The organism is Rhodosalinus sp. K401, from assembly GCF_041365735.1.
Classification (GTDB): Bacteria; Pseudomonadota; Alphaproteobacteria; order Rhodobacterales; family Rhodobacteraceae; genus Rhodosalinus.
In genome coordinates this window covers 161,883-176,216 of sequence record NZ_JBGFSI010000007.1, presented here as the reverse complement: position 1 = coordinate 176,216, position 14,334 = coordinate 161,883, and the positions used below count along the sequence as shown (strand labels likewise).

At 63.4% G+C, this 14,334-nt stretch carries 14 protein-coding genes; 4 read left to right on the top strand and 10 right to left on the bottom strand.

The window, feature by feature from the left end; all coding sequences use genetic code 11:
* The first annotated feature begins 161 nt into the window (after positions 1-161).
* Positions 162-1,124 carry a pirin family protein gene (locus AB6A66_RS10275; protein WP_371055803.1) on the top strand — a complete coding sequence of 321 codons (963 nt, stop codon included), beginning with the start codon at positions 162-164 and terminating at the stop codon, positions 1,122-1,124.
* Positions 1,125-1,725: 601 nt separating this feature from the next.
* Here AB6A66_RS10275 and AB6A66_RS10270 read toward each other — a convergent pair.
* The 7 genes from AB6A66_RS10270 to AB6A66_RS10240 all read right to left on the bottom strand — a co-directional run bounded on the left by AB6A66_RS10270 (position 1,726) and on the right by AB6A66_RS10240 (position 8,077).
* Positions 1,726-3,309, bottom strand: a complete 1,584-nt coding sequence (locus tag AB6A66_RS10270; RefSeq protein WP_371055802.1) for an MFS transporter — start codon at positions 3,307-3,309, stop codon at positions 1,726-1,728.
* Positions 3,296-3,592, bottom strand: coding sequence for a GNAT family N-acetyltransferase (locus AB6A66_RS10265; RefSeq protein ID WP_371055801.1), 297 nt, complete (start codon positions 3,590-3,592; stop codon positions 3,296-3,298). The genes AB6A66_RS10270 and AB6A66_RS10265 overlap by 14 nt, the downstream gene beginning before the upstream one ends.
* A gap of 23 nt (positions 3,593-3,615) precedes the next feature.
* Entirely contained in the window at positions 3,616-5,475 is a 1,860-nt protein-coding gene (locus AB6A66_RS10260; protein ID WP_371055800.1) for an amidohydrolase, read from the bottom strand.
* 70 nt (positions 5,476-5,545) lie between these two features.
* Entirely contained in the window at positions 5,546-6,235 is a 690-nt protein-coding gene (locus AB6A66_RS10255; protein WP_371055799.1) for a hydrolase, read from the bottom strand.
* Positions 6,236-6,252: 17 nt separating this feature from the next.
* Positions 6,253-6,513 carry a DUF1427 family protein gene (locus AB6A66_RS10250; protein ID WP_371055798.1) on the bottom strand — a complete coding sequence of 87 codons (261 nt, stop codon included), beginning with the start codon at positions 6,511-6,513 and terminating at the stop codon, positions 6,253-6,255.
* Positions 6,510-7,136, bottom strand: coding sequence for an alpha/beta hydrolase (locus AB6A66_RS10245; RefSeq protein ID WP_371055797.1), 627 nt, complete (start codon positions 7,134-7,136; stop codon positions 6,510-6,512). The genes AB6A66_RS10250 and AB6A66_RS10245 overlap by 4 nt, the downstream gene beginning before the upstream one ends.
* A gap of 11 nt (positions 7,137-7,147) precedes the next feature.
* Positions 7,148-8,077: a VOC family protein gene (locus tag AB6A66_RS10240; RefSeq protein ID WP_371055796.1), complete on the bottom strand. Its 930-nt coding sequence runs from the start codon at positions 8,075-8,077 to the stop codon at positions 7,148-7,150.
* A 113-nt stretch (positions 8,078-8,190) separates the two neighbouring features.
* On the opposite strand from AB6A66_RS10240, the gene AB6A66_RS10235 reads away from it, so the two are divergent.
* Positions 8,191-9,096 carry a LysR substrate-binding domain-containing protein gene (locus AB6A66_RS10235; protein ID WP_371055795.1) on the top strand — a complete coding sequence of 302 codons (906 nt, stop codon included), beginning with the start codon at positions 8,191-8,193 and terminating at the stop codon, positions 9,094-9,096.
* Between the two features lie 888 nt (positions 9,097-9,984).
* Here AB6A66_RS10235 and AB6A66_RS10230 read toward each other — a convergent pair.
* Both AB6A66_RS10230 and AB6A66_RS10225 read right to left on the bottom strand, forming a co-directional pair.
* Complete coding sequence (locus AB6A66_RS10230; RefSeq protein WP_371055829.1) at positions 9,985-10,422, bottom strand: GFA family protein; 438 nt, start codon at positions 10,420-10,422, stop codon at positions 9,985-9,987.
* A 54-nt stretch (positions 10,423-10,476) separates the two neighbouring features.
* Entirely contained in the window at positions 10,477-11,106 is a 630-nt protein-coding gene (locus AB6A66_RS10225; protein WP_371055794.1) for a LysE family translocator, read from the bottom strand.
* 136 nt (positions 11,107-11,242) lie between these two features.
* On the opposite strand from AB6A66_RS10225, the gene AB6A66_RS10220 reads away from it, so the two are divergent.
* Positions 11,243-12,094, top strand: a complete 852-nt coding sequence (locus AB6A66_RS10220) for a LysR family transcriptional regulator (protein WP_371055793.1) — start codon at positions 11,243-11,245, stop codon at positions 12,092-12,094.
* A gap of 6 nt (positions 12,095-12,100) precedes the next feature.
* Here AB6A66_RS10220 and AB6A66_RS10215 read toward each other — a convergent pair whose 3' ends face one another.
* Positions 12,101-13,534, bottom strand: a complete 1,434-nt coding sequence (locus AB6A66_RS10215; protein WP_371055792.1) for a PLP-dependent aminotransferase family protein — start codon at positions 13,532-13,534, stop codon at positions 12,101-12,103.
* Between the two features lie 33 nt (positions 13,535-13,567).
* Between AB6A66_RS10215 and AB6A66_RS10210 the strand changes: the two genes are divergently transcribed.
* Positions 13,568-14,293, top strand: coding sequence for a pyridoxamine 5'-phosphate oxidase family protein (locus tag AB6A66_RS10210; RefSeq protein WP_371055791.1), 726 nt, complete (start codon positions 13,568-13,570; stop codon positions 14,291-14,293).
* Positions 14,294-14,334: the final 41 nt, after the last annotated feature.

Sequence of the window (14,334 nt, the reverse complement as noted above, 5' to 3'; positions counted from 1 at the left end):
GATTTTCACGGACGTGATGCGCCGCTCCGTGACGGACGTACGCATCTTGGCCGCGTGTGGATTGACGTTGCATCGGTGGCCGCGGGCCTCTCGCAGGCTGGGCTTGTTGCCCTCAACCCGCCCGCTCGGCTAGTTCTTGAACCGTAGAAAAAGGAACACGCATGAGCTGGAGTCCCTGTCCCGATCCCGTCCTCGGCGATGCGCGCAGCTGCGACGCCATCGAGACCGTCATCGTCCCGCGTGCGGTCGACCTTGGCGAAATGACCGTGCGCCGCGCGCTGCCCAGCCTTGCCAGGCAGATGGTGGGCCCGTTCATCTTCTTCGACCAGATGGGACCTGCCGAGTTCCTGACAGACCAGGGCATCGACGTTCGTCCGCATCCGCATGTCAACCTCGCCACGGTCACGTATCTGCTGGAGGGTCAGATCCTGCACCGCGACAGCCTCGGCACCGAGCAGGCGATTGAGCCCGGGGCGGTCAACTGGATGCAGGCCGGAAAGGGCATCGTCCATTCCGAGCGCACGGCCCCCGCGCGCCGGCGCAGCGGCCAGCGGCTCTTCGGCCTGCAGACCTGGATGGCGCTGCCCGCCGCGGTCGAGGAAAGCGACCCCGCCTTCGTGCACCTTGGCGCGGAGGCGCTGCCCGTGATCACGGACGGGGCACTGTCGCTGCGGCTCGTCGCAGGCGAGTTGCATGGCCACCGCGCGCCGCTCGCCACCGCGTCCGAGACGCTCTATGCCGATGTCACGCTCGCCGCCGGCGGGCGTTACCAGATCGAGGCCACGCATGAAGAACGCGCTATCTACATTGTCGAAGGTGCGCTTCGGGTCGACGGGACGCACCACGAGGCCGGCACCCTGCTGATCGCCGCCCGCGGCGCCCCGATCGATGTCTCAGCGGCGCGTGAGGCGCGCTTCATGCTCTTCGGCGGCGAGCCGATGGAGGGGCCGCGCTACATCTGGTGGAACTTCGTCTCGTCGCGTCCCGAACGCATCGCCCAAGCCAAGGAGGAATGGCGCCGCGGCCGGTTCGAAACGGTGCCCGGCGACGAGGTCGACTTTATCCCGCTGCCCGAAGACACCACCAAACCCCGCCGCGCCGTGGGTGGCCGCGCCTTCGACTGATCACAACCACGCCCGGCGCGGCATCGTCGGACTGCACGCCTCGGCAGCAACGTGCTTGCGTCCCGGTTATTCCGGCTGTCGCAGAGCCGGGCGGGGAGTGTGTCGTGCGGCCGACTGAAGGCTTCGGGAACATCGAGAAGGGCAATGACCACCAATGCCAGAAGCTCATCTGGACAGCGCTTGACTTCCTTTTCCCGTCAGTCCGGCTCAGCGTTTGCGCGGTCGACGCTTCTTACTTCGGTGGTCTCGGAGCATGTACGCCGTCGTCGAGTACACCCTCGCAGAGACTGGTTGCGGCACCAAAAGCGATATGAGGAACCGGGCGCACGTCGATGCCGCCTTCGAGGGTGAACTCGGACGGGCCCATGTGCTGGAAGAAGATGAACGGTCCGACAATCTAGGCGCTTGAGAGAGGACAGTGCTTTACATATTTCGGCTCCGCCGAATTCACGCGTGTGCGGCATGATGAGCGTTTCGAGAGCATTGAGCCCCTGCTAGCGACATTCTGGATTGTGGCCAGAATTTCAGATCATCTACGTGACCTCTTTTGTTTTTTTTTACCTTCCCTCGCGAGATGTGAAGCGACGGATGTCAAATTCTGTCAGCCAGACAGGAGGAAATGCCGGACAACCGGCCCAGAAGCCCGCATGTCGAAGACGCGCACCCGAGACTGCAACTCAGCGTCATGGCTGGTCATGCGGGCGTGCTGTTCAAGGTGTTCGCTCCAGCTGGGTAGGTGGAAACTCTCCATCCAGATATCTGGTTCCTCGACGGATTGATGCAGTTCCCATCGCGTCGCACCGTCGCGAAGCCGTTCGCCTGATAACGCCCGGATCGCATCTAAGAATCCCTCGCGGTCTACCTCGGCCACGCGATATTCTACCATGACCATCGCGGGCTGATCAGGCGACGCCGCGGGATCGAGCGTCGGCGCTTGCGGCCAGATCGACGCTGCCGCCAGATCAAGGCTTTCGCCCTGACCCACTATAAACCGGCGCGTTGACATCAACCCCAAGATCAGACCGGTGGCCGCGATGAGAAGCGCGGTCGGAACCGATGTGGCGGTGGCCACCTGACCCCAAATCACCGAGCCTAGAGCCATCGAGCCAAAAAAGCCCATCAGGAAAACAGCTAGCCCGCGCGCACGAACCCAGTCTGGCAACGCCATTTGTGCAGAGACGTTGAACGAGGTCAGAACGGCGATCCAGCTCAATCCACCGAGAAATACGGCAACCATCAGCGCAGGGGCGGCTGTTGACGACGCCAGGACCACTAGCGCAGTCGCGGTTCCGACTGTGCCAAGCTGCGCTGTCTGGTTCGAACTCAAACGTCCTTGAAGGCGGGGGAGCATCAGCGCCCCTGTCACGGCCCCAGCGCCAATGAGTGCCATGAGCGTGCCATACAGCTCTGAACCGCCCTCGTCGGCGCTGCGCGCGATCAGCGGGAGTAGGGACCAGTAGGCGGATGCGAATAGAAAGAACGCTAGTGCACGGACTAGGGTTGCCAACATCGGACCGTTGTGTCGGACGTGCCTGAGGCCCGTTGACATTTCCGAGACAATGGAGCCGTGATAAGCTTGCGTAGTCCGGTGATCAGGGTGCCAAAGGATCAACGCGGTGATGATCACAAGGTGGCTGGCTGCGTTCAGTGCGAAAGGCGCTGCGAGGCCCACACCGGCTATCAGGACGCCGCCAAGCGCGGGACCGATTGCGCGGCTTATGTTGATGCCCATCGAATTCAGCGCGATCGCCGGCTTGAGCGTTTCGCGCGGTACAAGCTGCGGAACAACGGCCTGCCACGCCGGCGCCATGAACGCTGCACCGGTCCCGATGGTCAGCGTGAATAGGATCAGCAGAAGAGGCGTCATCCGATTCTGCCAGACCAGCACCGTCAGCATCGAGATAACAGCAAAAAGCGCCAGGTTGATGATTATCAACATGCGCCGCTTGTCGAGCCGGTCCGCCAAGGCCCCGGCGAACAGGGCGAACAAAAATACTGGCAACGTCGTCGCCGCCTGAACGAGAGTGACGACGGCAGGACTGGAGTTGAGCGTCGTCATCAGCCAGCCCGCCCCAACATCGTGCATCCACGTGCCGATGTTCGAGATCAGCGTCGCCGTCCACAGCAGCGCGAAGGCGCGGTGCCCGAAGGGCGCAAAGGCGCTGGGCGCATTACCCGATGACATCGGCGACCTCATCGCGGTGCCGGTCGACATAGCCGCGGAGGAAGGGGCAGAGCGGCACGATCTTCTGACCCGCCGCGCGCGCATCGGAGATGGTTCGGTGGGCGAGCGCTGCAGCCACGCCCATGCCGCGCATGCTGTCGGACACTGCGGTGTGATCGACGATAATCATGGTCGGCGAAGCCTTGGAGAAGGCCATCTCGCCTTCCCCCTCCACGCCATCGATGGTGGCGACGTAGCGCCCCTTCGTGTCTGTGTCTTCTCGGATGATGTCGATGTTGGACATTGTTGTCTCTCGAAGATGGCGCTTCATACAGCGAAGCAGGAGCAGCCGAGCGCCCCCCAAAACGCAGAAATGTCGCGGACCGGGATCGGGGCAGCCCAGGCGATACCGTGATTGTGCCCATGCATCCCGCATCCCGACGAACATCCTTCGTGGCAGGCACGCATCTGAATGGAAGCGGGCGCTTGCGGCACATCTCGCTCGGCTGGGCTGGCAAACAGGGCGTTCGCGGACCAATCCGGCGACGCCGGTGGCATGGGCGGACTGTGCGCCGCAAACTCACCACCCGCGAAGACGATCCGTCCGCCCACCACGGTCATCATCGCGGTGATGGACCGGATTCGCTCATCCGGGATGGTCATCAGATCGTCCGACAGCACCGCTAGATCGGCATACATCCCCGGGGCCAGCTTGCCTTTGACGTCCTGTTCGCCTGAGAACCACGCTGAGCCGGTCGTCCAGATCGCCAGCGCTTCCTCCCGGGTTAGCAGTTGGTCCTCTCCGTAAAGCGTGAGCCCGCCCACGGTCTTGCCGGTGGTCAGCCAATGCATGGAGACCCACGGATCGTAACTGGCGACGCGCGTCGCGTCCGTGCCGCCGCCCACCGGAACTCCGGTCTTCAGCATCTCACGCATGGGCGGGGTCGCTTTCGCGGCTTCGGCTCCATAGCGGTCGACGAAATGCTCACCTTGGAACGCCATACGGTGCTGCGTGGCGATGCCCCCGCCCAAAGCCTTTATCCGTTCGATGTTGCGCGCACTGATCGTTTCGGCATGATCGATGATAAACCGCGTCCTGAAAGGCTGGCGCTGGTTGACACGCTCAAACACCGTCAGGAAGCGGTCGATCGTCTCGTCGTAGGTCGCGTGGATCCTGAACGGCCATTCGTTAGTGGCCAGGAGCTCCACGATCCTTTCCAATTCCTCTTCCATCACGGGCGCAGGATCGGGCCGCGGCTCGAGGAAGTTCTCGAAGTCGGCAGCTGACCAGGCAAGGTTTTCGCCCGCACCGTTCACGCGCAGCCAGGGATCGCCTGCGCCAGGTGCGGTCATCCCGATCCAGCGTTCGTAATCGCTGAGCTCCTGCCCGGGATTCTGGGCGAAAAGGTTGTAGGCGATGCGCAGCGTCAGCTGGTCTTCGGCGTGCAGCCGCTGCACCACGTCGTAATCCTCGGGATAGTTCTGGCCACCGCCGCCCGCATCGATCACGCTCGTCACACCCAGACGGTTGAGTTCCCGCATGAAGTGACGGGTGGAGTTGATCTGATCCTCCAATGGCAGTTTGGGTCCCTGCGCAAGCGTTGAATACAGGATCAGTGCCGACGGACGAGCGATCAGCATTCCGGTAGGGTTGCCCTTGGCATCCCGATCGATTTCGCCGCCTGGCGGGTTCGGAGTGTCACGCGTGATTCCGAGCACCCTGAGCGCTGCCCCGTTCAGCAGTGCGCGTGCATAGAGATGCAGGATGAAGACGGGCGTGTCGGGGGCAGCTGCATTGATCTCGTCGAGCGTGGGCATCCGCCGCTCGGCGAACTGGAATTCCGACCAGCCGCCAACGACGCGTACCCATTGCGGTGCGGGTGTGTTCGCAGCCTGCTTGCGCAGCATCGTGAGGGCGTCCGCGACAGACGGCACGTTCTCCCAGCGCAACTCCATGTTGTAGCTGAGACCGCCTCGGATCAGATGGGTATGGCTGTCGTTCAGGCCGGGAATGACACGGCGACCCTTGAGATCGATCACCTTGGTCGCTTCCGTCCTGTCAGCCATGACCACATTATCGGTGCCGACAGTCTTTATCTTGCCGTCGGAAATGGCCAATGCCGTTGCGTCCGATGTTGCAGGGTCGAGCGTCGTCAGACGCCCATTTACAAGGATGAGGTCAGCCATGGTGAACGGTCTTTCGCAAGTCCTTTAGGGTGCGAGGAGGCGAATACCCCCGCTCGGTTGTCTAGCTCTGCTAGGCGGCCGCGATCGGGGCCTGCGTCTCACCGGTATGAGCAGTGCGCTTCGGCGCCTTGTGCACCATGGTAAAGGCGTAATCGACGCCCATGCCATAGGCGCCCGAATGCTCCTGCACGAGCGCGATCACCGCGTCGTATGTCTCTTTCCTGGCCCAGTCGCGCTGCCATTCCAGCAGAACCTGCTGCCAAGTCACCGGGATGACGCCAGCCTGCACCATTCGGTCCATTGCGAACTTGTGCGCATCCTCGGACGTCCCACCCGACGCATCGGCAACCATGTAGATCTCGTAGTCCGTATCCGCCATGCAACTCAGCGCGAAAGTCAGGTTGCATACCTCAGTCCAGAGGCCGGAGACCACGATCTTCTTTCGGCCTTCGGCCGCGCTCTTGGCCAGTGCATCGCGCACTTTCTGATCATCCCAGGAATTCATTGAGGTACGTTCGAGGAGCGGCGCATCGGGGTGGACATCGAGCAGTTCGGGATAGGTGTGGCCTGAGAAACTCTCTGTCTCGACCGTTGTGATGATCGTCGGGATTCCGAAAATCATGCCGGCCTTCGCCAGCGCCACGGTGTTGTTCTTCAAAGTCTGTCGGTCGATCGATTGTACTCCGAATGCCATTTGCGGCTGGTGGTCGATGAAGATCAACTGGCTGTTTTCTGGTGTCAGAAGATCGAGTTTTGGCATCGTTTTTCTCCATTTTTTCAAGTGTCAGATTTGGAAGATGGGTCTCTCCGAACCGCTCTGGATTCACGAGATACCGACATGGTTGTCTGATGATTGGCATGCGCAGAGCCGTCGACATGCCCGCGCACCCATTGCACTGCGGCTTCGCCGACAAGCATGCCGAGCAATCCAAGCAGTGCGATGATCGGAGGCGCGGGCGATCGCACGGAAAGGAGCCCGTAGATCACCCCGACGCCGATCCCGACTCCAAGCGAAACGAGATAGGGCGGCCAACTCATGCAGCCTGCTCCGCCGGAGAGGCCCGCAGAAATTGTGACAGTGCCGCGGTCTCTTCCCGGCGCAACTCATGGCCGCCATCGTGATATGCGGTAACTACGCTCGCGCCTTGAGCCTCGGACCAGTCCACAAGCCGCTGCGTCAGCGGCCACGGACAGATCGGGTCGTCCCGTCCAGCTGTGATCAGGATTGGCGTGCGCGCGAGCGCCGGCACCGGGGCGGGCTCCCATGGGATTAGTGGGTGGAGAAGACCCACGCGGTCGAACAGATCAGGGCGGGCCATCATCACGGAAGCGAGGATATTGGCGCCGTTCGAATAGCCGAACCCGTAGGCAGGCCTGTCTCCAAGCTGCGTCGTCCATGCCTCTACAAAAGACACCAACTTCTCCGTCGCCCGAGCGAGGTCATCCATATCGTAGATGCCCTCGTCTGTACGCCTAAAGAAGCGCGCTGCGCCCATCTCGGAGACGTCCCCCCGCGGCGTGATCACGCCCGCTCCGGGGACAAGTTCCCGCGCCATTCCGAAGAACTGGTGTTCGTCGCCACCCGTCCCGTGAAACGCAAAGACAAGCGGTGCGTCACTGGCAGGTTCTCGCGTCAGTGAGATATATTCGTGCGTGCTCATTATGTTGGTCCTCAGGCCAGTTCCGGGAGGTGCGCCTCGATCTCACCGCGGAAGGGCCGGTAGCGCTCCGGGAGCTTCAGAGCCTCGCCCAAGTGAGCAGTGTCCTCGTCTTGGTCAAAGCCAGGCTCATTGGTCGCAATCTCGAACAGAACGCCACCGGGTGCACGGAAATAGATCGCCCAGAAATAATCGCGGTCGATCACCGGCGTGACTTGGTAGCCGGTATCGAGCAGGGATTTGCGAACCTCGGTTTGCGCGGCACGATCCTCAACGGCGAAGGCGATATGGTGCACCGAGCCCGCCCCCTGCCGCGAGGCGGACGCTTGCGGCAACTCCTCGAGGTCGATAGTCCGGGCAGCGTTGCCACCCTCGATCCGATAGCGCGTGACTGCACCTTCAGTCGCCACCTTCTCGTAGCCCATAAAGGCGAGGAGCTCGCCTGCGGCGTTAGCTTCCCGCAGCCGAAAACGCGCCCCGTGGAAGCCCAGAATGCCAACCTCGTCGACAATCCCGTTACCCGTCCACGGCGTCCTGCCCTCGGGATCGCTTTCGACCATGGCAAAGCTGTCCCCGTCCGGACCGTCGAATGCCAGCCGCGGCTCTCCGAGGACGCTGTCCTCACGCAGTCCAGCGACACCGTTTGATGCGAGACGGTCCTGCCAGTAGCCGAGTGATCCTGTCGGCACAGCGAATTCCGTGATCCCGACCTCGCCGACGCCGCGCGTGCCCCTGGGCATGTGCCCAAACGGAAAGTAGGTCATCACGGACCCGGGTGTGCCGTGTTCATCCCCATAGTACAGATGGTACACGTCCGGTGAGTCGAAGTTCACGGTCTTCTTCACACGCCGCAGTCCCAGCATCTGCGTGAAGAACGCGTTGTTCTGCTTCGCGTCTGCCGCCATGGCCGTGATGTGATGAATCCCTTTGATATGGTTTTCCATGCTGGCCTCGTGAAAGGTCCCTGCTCTCTACGGCCAGACGTAAGGACTTCGGACGTTGATGTGAATGATAATTGTTTTGCATTCATCATTGCAGTTCGGATAACAATATATCCATGCAGGAGATCAAGCCGATCCGCGTGTTTCTGGAGGTTGCCGCGCAGCAAAGCTTTGCTGCGGCGGCCAGATCTCTTCGCATGACCCCGGCTTCCGTCACGCGCGTCATCGCCCGCCTCGAACAGGACCTCGGACACCAGTTGCTTGTCCGGACGACGCGGCAGGTCTCACTGACCTCAGCAGGCGCTTTGGTAGCTGCGCGCTATCGGCCGGTTGTGGAAGCTTTCGACAGTGTCAGGGACGAATTGGCCCGGGAGATCCAACCGCATCGTGGAAGACTATCGATCAGTGCACCCATGTCTTTTGGATTGCGGCTCTTGCCGAGACTACTGAGCAGCTTTAAACTCGCGTACCCGAACATCGAGCTCTCAGTCATGCTCACCGACCGGCTCGTGGATATCGTTGCCGAGGAATGTGATCTCGCGATTCGGTTGTCGGAACCACCACGCGACAAATCCACAATCTGGCGCAAAATCTGCGAAGTGCCGCGCCATGCTGTTGCCGCGAGCAGCTTTTTCCAGCGCTACGGTCGTCCGCATAGCCCGGATGAGCTCGAGCCTGATGTTTGCCTGTCCTACGGATCGGGCGGTGAACTGGAGACATGGCGGTTCCAAAAGGAGGGGTTGAAGAGAGCGGTTAGGGCTGGCTCGGGCATTCACTCGAATAACGGCGACTTTCTTTATTCCATGGTAAAAGCTGAATTAGGGATTGCAGTTCTGCCTGATTTCATTGTGGCAGAAGGCTTGAGAAGTGGAGAAGTTGAGGCCGTACTTCCAGGTTGGTCTATTGAGTCGCTGTGGCTATCACTCTACTATCCGCCTTACGAAGCCTTCCCGCCATTGGTTGCGACCTTTACCGATTTTTTCGAAGCCTTCTTGGTAGATGTTGATGGCTTCGAATTCTGATGGGCGTGTTCGATGTCTGGCGGACAGGCGGACGGTTCGGCGGAGGCTTTTGAATATAAATTCAATCTGCAATTTTTCTTCGGTCGAAGAGGAAATGGACTTTTGTTCTCGGTTCTTGTCTCTCCGCCATCGCGACCGGGGTCCAACTTCAGCGGTCAAGCATACCCTTCGCTCAGAAGATAATGAGCAGTTCAAGAAGTTTTCAGAGCTTCATACTTTTCGGGGTTGCCGCGGAAAGCGCGATAGCCCCTTGAGCCGAACACTGCAGTACGGCCGTTCAACAGGTCGGACTACGTCTCTGCCGCATTCGGCCAGCGCAACGTTGCAGGTGGCCGCCGATTCCGTTGATGGCGTTGACCGCGCAGGCCAGCGCATCCTCCTGCGTCTGACCGACGGCCGCCGCGTACCGGTCGGCCGGTCCTACCGCCCTGATCTCAAGGCCGCGGACTGGCTTTGATCCCTCGTCGTCATGAACATCCAGAGCGTCCATCTGTCCAAGCGTCTGCGCGACGCGCGCCGCTGGCGTCAGCAGTCTCGGGATGTGTCCGCTCGTCGTCGAGCACAAACCGGCGTCGCAAGCGGGATCGGCAAAGGATTTGCCAATACTGCCGGCGGCAAACAGCGGAACTGCTGGCCGACGATTCTGCGATGTGGGGACACTCGCAAAGCCGAGCGGGTGCCGCGTGCGGCCCTTGCAACTCGGCGGTCCTCGCCCGCGTATGAGCCTTTCTGAGGCCTGATCCCTCGCTCGCGCGAATTCCGAAAGGCTCGCCGAGCGGAAAGACCGGTCGCGTCGAGTTGAGCGCCAGATTTCGATGTGTATTGGAGACCGTCGTGCTCGGCTACCGCTCGCTTGGTGCAGCGCAGGGCGTGACTATGGACGATCAATTAAGACAAGGGTGGCATCAGCGTATGGCCGCTTCGCGCCGCGTCCTGGAATCCCTTTTCGTGCCTCGGCAGGTCATCACATTTTGCGAACCAGGGGACGCGTTCGGACCAAAAAATATGCGCTGCTGGTTTATAGAAGGACGGATCGTCAAGTGCATTTGCGTAAAGATGTGTCTCTTCAGGAAAAACCGCCGTCTCGAACGACATCGGTGAGCCGCAATTGCCGCAGAAGCTGCGAAAAACCCTCTCGGAAGATTGGAATTCCTGGCGTGGACCCTCCCAGGAGAGGCTGGATCGGTTCACGCCAAGCCAGCTGACATGGTCGGCAGACGCCGCTCGGCGGCAATCGATGCAGTGGCAGATGGCAGCCCACAGGATCGCACCGTCCGACCGCCACCTCACGGCCCCGCAGAAACATCTTCCCGACAAGTCTCCCATTCGTTCAGTCATGGGCGGCAAAGCCTTTCTTCGAAGATCGCAGCGTTGCGTCGGTCAGACCGGGATCGCGATGAACAATGCCGTCAGCGCGACGAAACCGGCCATGCACAGGGCGACAGGGCGCGCGAGGCTCTCATTGAACACCAGTGCCTTCAGGCCGTGCCCGGCAAACATCCATAACCCAAGGCAAATCGGCCCGACGACGAGGAATGTCAGCACCATCACCGCGGCGCGTTCCAACGCGTCGTCCGCGATGCCCGAAAATGCCGCGCTCGCACCGGCGGCCATGGTCCAGGCCTTGGGGTTCACCCATTGGAACAGCGCGGCCTCAACCGCCGTCATCGGTCGGGGGCGCGTCGGCGGCTCCTGGCCTACGTTGTTCTGAGGCTTGCGCCTCAGCGCCGGCCGGGCAAGCTGCCAGGCGAGCCAGAGCAGCCAGGCGGCACCGATGATACGCATCGCGGCCAGCGCTTCGGGATACCGGTCGAGCAGCGCGCCGAAGCCAAGCACGACCGCACCAAGCATGATGCTGAACCCAAGTGCAATCCCGGCGAGGTGCGGCAGGGTCCGGCGCCATCCGAATGCCGCGCTCGAGGCCAGGATCATGAGGTTGTTGGGCCCGGGCGTCACGGAGGTCACGGCCGCGAAAGTCACGAGGGCTGCAAGGGTAGCCTGGGACTCCAAGAGGGGCGCTCCTTTCTGATTGACGCGCACGAGGGTCTGCGGGTGCCGTCGCTGCGCCCGCCCGTACCGAACGTATCCGAATCCCTTTCCTGCATCCATGCTGTAAGCTGCCGCAAAAATCTGCGATAATGCAGCAATGTCCGACGAACGCCTGCATTGGGACGATCTCCGGCTGCTTCTGGCGGCCGACCGCGCGGGCTCGCTGAGCGGGGCCGCCCGCGATCTTGCCGTGGATCCGACAACGGCGAGCCGCCGGATGAAGGGCCTCGAGCGGTCGCTCGGGTTGTCGCTGTTCGTTCGAACCCATGGCGCGGTGCGGCTGACGGATGAGGGCCGCCGCCTTCTCGCCCATGCGCAGAGGATTGAGCAGGAAGAGCGCGCCTTCCGCATAACCGCCCAGACGCTGAAGGAGGCGCCGCATGGCACAGTTCGGCTCAGCGCGCCGCCGACGCTGGCGCGCTGCATGATCTGTCCGGCCGTCGCGACGCTTCGGGCGAGGGCGCCCGATCTTTGCCTCGAGGTGGAGACCGAGCCAGCCAATGTACGGCTGGAATGCTGGGAAGCCGACATCGCCGTCCGCCTGGGCGCGCCGACGGATCTGAGCGATACGCTCCTGGTCCGCAGGCTGGGCCTCGCCGATTACGCGGTCTTCGAGCCCGAGACGCCGTCCCGCGATCCCGGCTGGATCGCCTATCCAGAGCGCTTCCGACACGTGCCGGAGGCGGCTTTCGTCGAGGGCGAACTTGCCGGACGCGCCCCGGTTCTGCGATCGAACGATCCGATGGCCATGGCGCTCGCGGTGGCACGCGGCGCGGGGCGCGCCGTCCTGCCCGTCGCTCTCGCAGGCATCGTCCCCGGTGTCGTCCAGGCGGGCGCGCCCGTTCTGTCGCGCGAGATCTGGGGAATTCGGCACCGGGAGACCGGGCAGACCTCCGCTGTCCGGACTGTCCATGAGTGGCTCATCGGCCTGTTCGACGGCGCGAGATAGGCCGGATCACCGCACCGCAGCGGCAAGCGCCGCACAGAAGCGGTCCACGAGGGCGGGCTCGGCGTCCGCGAAGCCGATCACGAGCCCAGGCGGGCCGGGCTCGCCGCAGCCGTATCGCGAGAGCGCGGCCACGGCGAACCCGGCCTCGCCGAGGGCTGCCATGGCCCGATCTTCCGCCTCGAGACATGACAGACGCGCCACCAGCTGCAATCCGCCGTCGGGGCGGGACACCTCCATCGCCGCGCCAAACCGGTCCTCTAGCGCATCTGCCAGCAGCGTGCCGCGCGCCGAGTAGGCGGCCGCGATGCGTCGGATATGTGCGCGCCATGATCCGTCATCCACGAAGGTCTCGAAGGCCGCCTGGGCATGCAGGTTGGCGCCCAGGCCAAGGTTTCGCACGCCCTCGCGCAGGGGCGCCACGAGCGGTTCTGGCACCGCGATCCAGCCGAGCCGGAGGCCCGGCATCAGGCTCTTGGCGGCCGATCCCACATAGAGCGTCACGTCTGGTGCGATCGATTGCAGCGTGGCAACGGCCCGGCCACGCCAGTGAAACTCGCCGTCGTAATCGTCCTCGATAATCCAGGCGTCCGAACGCCGGGCCCAGTCGGCCAGTGCCTCGCGCCGATGAAGCGCCATCCGCACGCCAAGTGGGTACTGGTTCGACGGCGTGACATAGGCGAGCCGCGCCAACCCCTCGGCACGCGTGATGTCCGCGCCTGCCGCATCGACTGGTATCGGGAGGGCCTCGAGCCCCGCCGCCGCGAAGCTTGCCCGCGCGCCGGCATAGCCCGGAGCCTCGACGAGCGCGCGGTCGCCCGGTTCCGCGAGCACCTGCGCCAGAAGGGTGAACGCCGCCTGCGCGCTCGAGACGACGAGGATCTGCTCGGCCGAGACGACGAGCCCGCGGTCGGTCGCGAGGCGCGCCGCCAGCGCGTCGCGCAAAGAGGGCCGGCCGGCGTAGTCGGCATAGCCCGACGCCGGCCCGTGCGGCAGTAGCGCAGCTTTGCGCAGCGCGCGCGCCCACGCGGCGCGCGGGAAAAGCCGTTCGTCCGGCGCGCCGGGCATGAACCAGCCCGAGGGTGCCGCGTAGAGCGCCGCACGCGCAGGCGCCGCGACCGCGCCGCCGCGTGGGCCGAGCGCAACGGGGCGCGCCGATCCGGCGGGCCGTGTGCGGCTCGGCAAGACGGCGAGCACGCGTGGCGCGGCGCCCTGCCGTGCCTCGATCGCGCCCTCCGCGCGCAGCAGATCGTAGGCGGCGACGACCGTGTTGCGGCTGATCGAGAGCGCCGCCGCCGCCGCGCGCGAAGATGGCAGCCGCGCCCCCGCCGGGATACGTCCTGCACGAATTGCGTCACGCATGCTGCGATATAGTTGTTTGGAAAGCGGTACCGCATCGGTCCGATCCACCGAGGCGAACGAGGCGAGGGCAAGTGGTTCCATCAGATCGGCATCAACTGGATCTTTGTAAGGCTCATGTTCAAGACTATCGATGGGTCCACTGGAAACGACAAGACCCGAGATACGCCCATGCCGCGCGCTGCCATCCAAGACCGCCCCGCCTATGCCCGCATCCGCAACGCCAAGCGCGCCGTCGAGGATCGGGCCGAGGCCTATGCACTCCTCGACAGTTGCCTTCTGGCCTATGTTGCCTTTATCGCCGAGGGTCGGCCGATGACCTTGCCGATGGTCTATGCGCGGATCGACGACACGCTCTACATCCACGGCCACTCGAAGACGCGGATCGTTCGGACGACCGACGGGATACCGCTGTGCCTGACGGCGACACGGGTAGACGGTCTGGTGGTGGCGCGCTCGGGTTTTCATCACTCCATGAACTACGCCGGCGTGACGGTGCACGGGACCGGCCGGCTGGTGGACGGCGCCGAGGCGGAGCGCGCGCTCGACGCCATCGTCGATCACCTGCTGCCGGGGCGCAGCGGAGAGGTTCGCGCGATGACCGCGCAGGAGAAGAAAGCGACCCGCGTCATTGCGCTCGACATCGACGAGATCACTATGAAGCGGCGCGAGGGGCCGCCGGTCGACGATGCGGAGGATCTGGCGGCCGGCGGCTGGGGCGGCGTGGTGCCTCTGACCGCGACTTTGGCCCCGGCGTTCGCCGATGCGCACACGGGCGATGCGCCGGAGCCGGCCTCCATTGCAGCGGCGCGTGCGAAGTTTTCGCATGGGGGCTCGGTGTGAGGGGCCGGAGGCCGATCTACGCGCCGTCAGGCGGGGGCCGG

What these genes read in the sequence shown, in the direction of transcription:
- AB6A66_RS10260 (WP_371055800.1), bottom strand. Translation starts at nt 5,475, where the DNA reads ATGGCTGACCTCATCCTTGTAAATGGGCGTCTGACGACGCTCGACCCT.
- AB6A66_RS10220 (WP_371055793.1), top strand. Translation starts at nt 11,243, where the DNA reads ATGTCCGACGAACGCCTGCATTGGGACGATCTCCGGCTGCTTCTGGCG.
- AB6A66_RS10275 (WP_371055803.1), top strand. Translation starts at nt 162, where the DNA reads ATGAGCTGGAGTCCCTGTCCCGATCCCGTCCTCGGCGATGCGCGCAGC.
- AB6A66_RS10255 (WP_371055799.1), bottom strand. Translation starts at nt 6,235, where the DNA reads ATGCCAAAACTCGATCTTCTGACACCAGAAAACAGCCAGTTGATCTTC.
- AB6A66_RS10210 (WP_371055791.1), top strand. Translation starts at nt 13,568, where the DNA reads ATGTTCAAGACTATCGATGGGTCCACTGGAAACGACAAGACCCGAGAT.
- AB6A66_RS10235 (WP_371055795.1), top strand. Translation starts at nt 8,191, where the DNA reads ATGCAGGAGATCAAGCCGATCCGCGTGTTTCTGGAGGTTGCCGCGCAG.
- AB6A66_RS10215 (WP_371055792.1), bottom strand. Translation starts at nt 13,534, where the DNA reads ATGGAACCACTTGCCCTCGCCTCGTTCGCCTCGGTGGATCGGACCGAT.
- AB6A66_RS10240 (WP_371055796.1), bottom strand. Translation starts at nt 8,077, where the DNA reads ATGGAAAACCATATCAAAGGGATTCATCACATCACGGCCATGGCGGCA.
- AB6A66_RS10270 (WP_371055802.1), bottom strand. Translation starts at nt 3,309, where the DNA reads ATGTCATCGGGTAATGCGCCCAGCGCCTTTGCGCCCTTCGGGCACCGC.
- AB6A66_RS10250 (WP_371055798.1), bottom strand. Translation starts at nt 6,513, where the DNA reads ATGAGTTGGCCGCCCTATCTCGTTTCGCTTGGAGTCGGGATCGGCGTC.
- AB6A66_RS10245 (WP_371055797.1), bottom strand. Translation starts at nt 7,136, where the DNA reads ATGAGCACGCACGAATATATCTCACTGACGCGAGAACCTGCCAGTGAC.
- AB6A66_RS10230 (WP_371055829.1), bottom strand. Translation starts at nt 10,422, where the DNA reads ATGGGAGACTTGTCGGGAAGATGTTTCTGCGGGGCCGTGAGGTGGCGG.
- AB6A66_RS10265 (WP_371055801.1), bottom strand. Translation starts at nt 3,592, where the DNA reads ATGTCCAACATCGACATCATCCGAGAAGACACAGACACGAAGGGGCGC.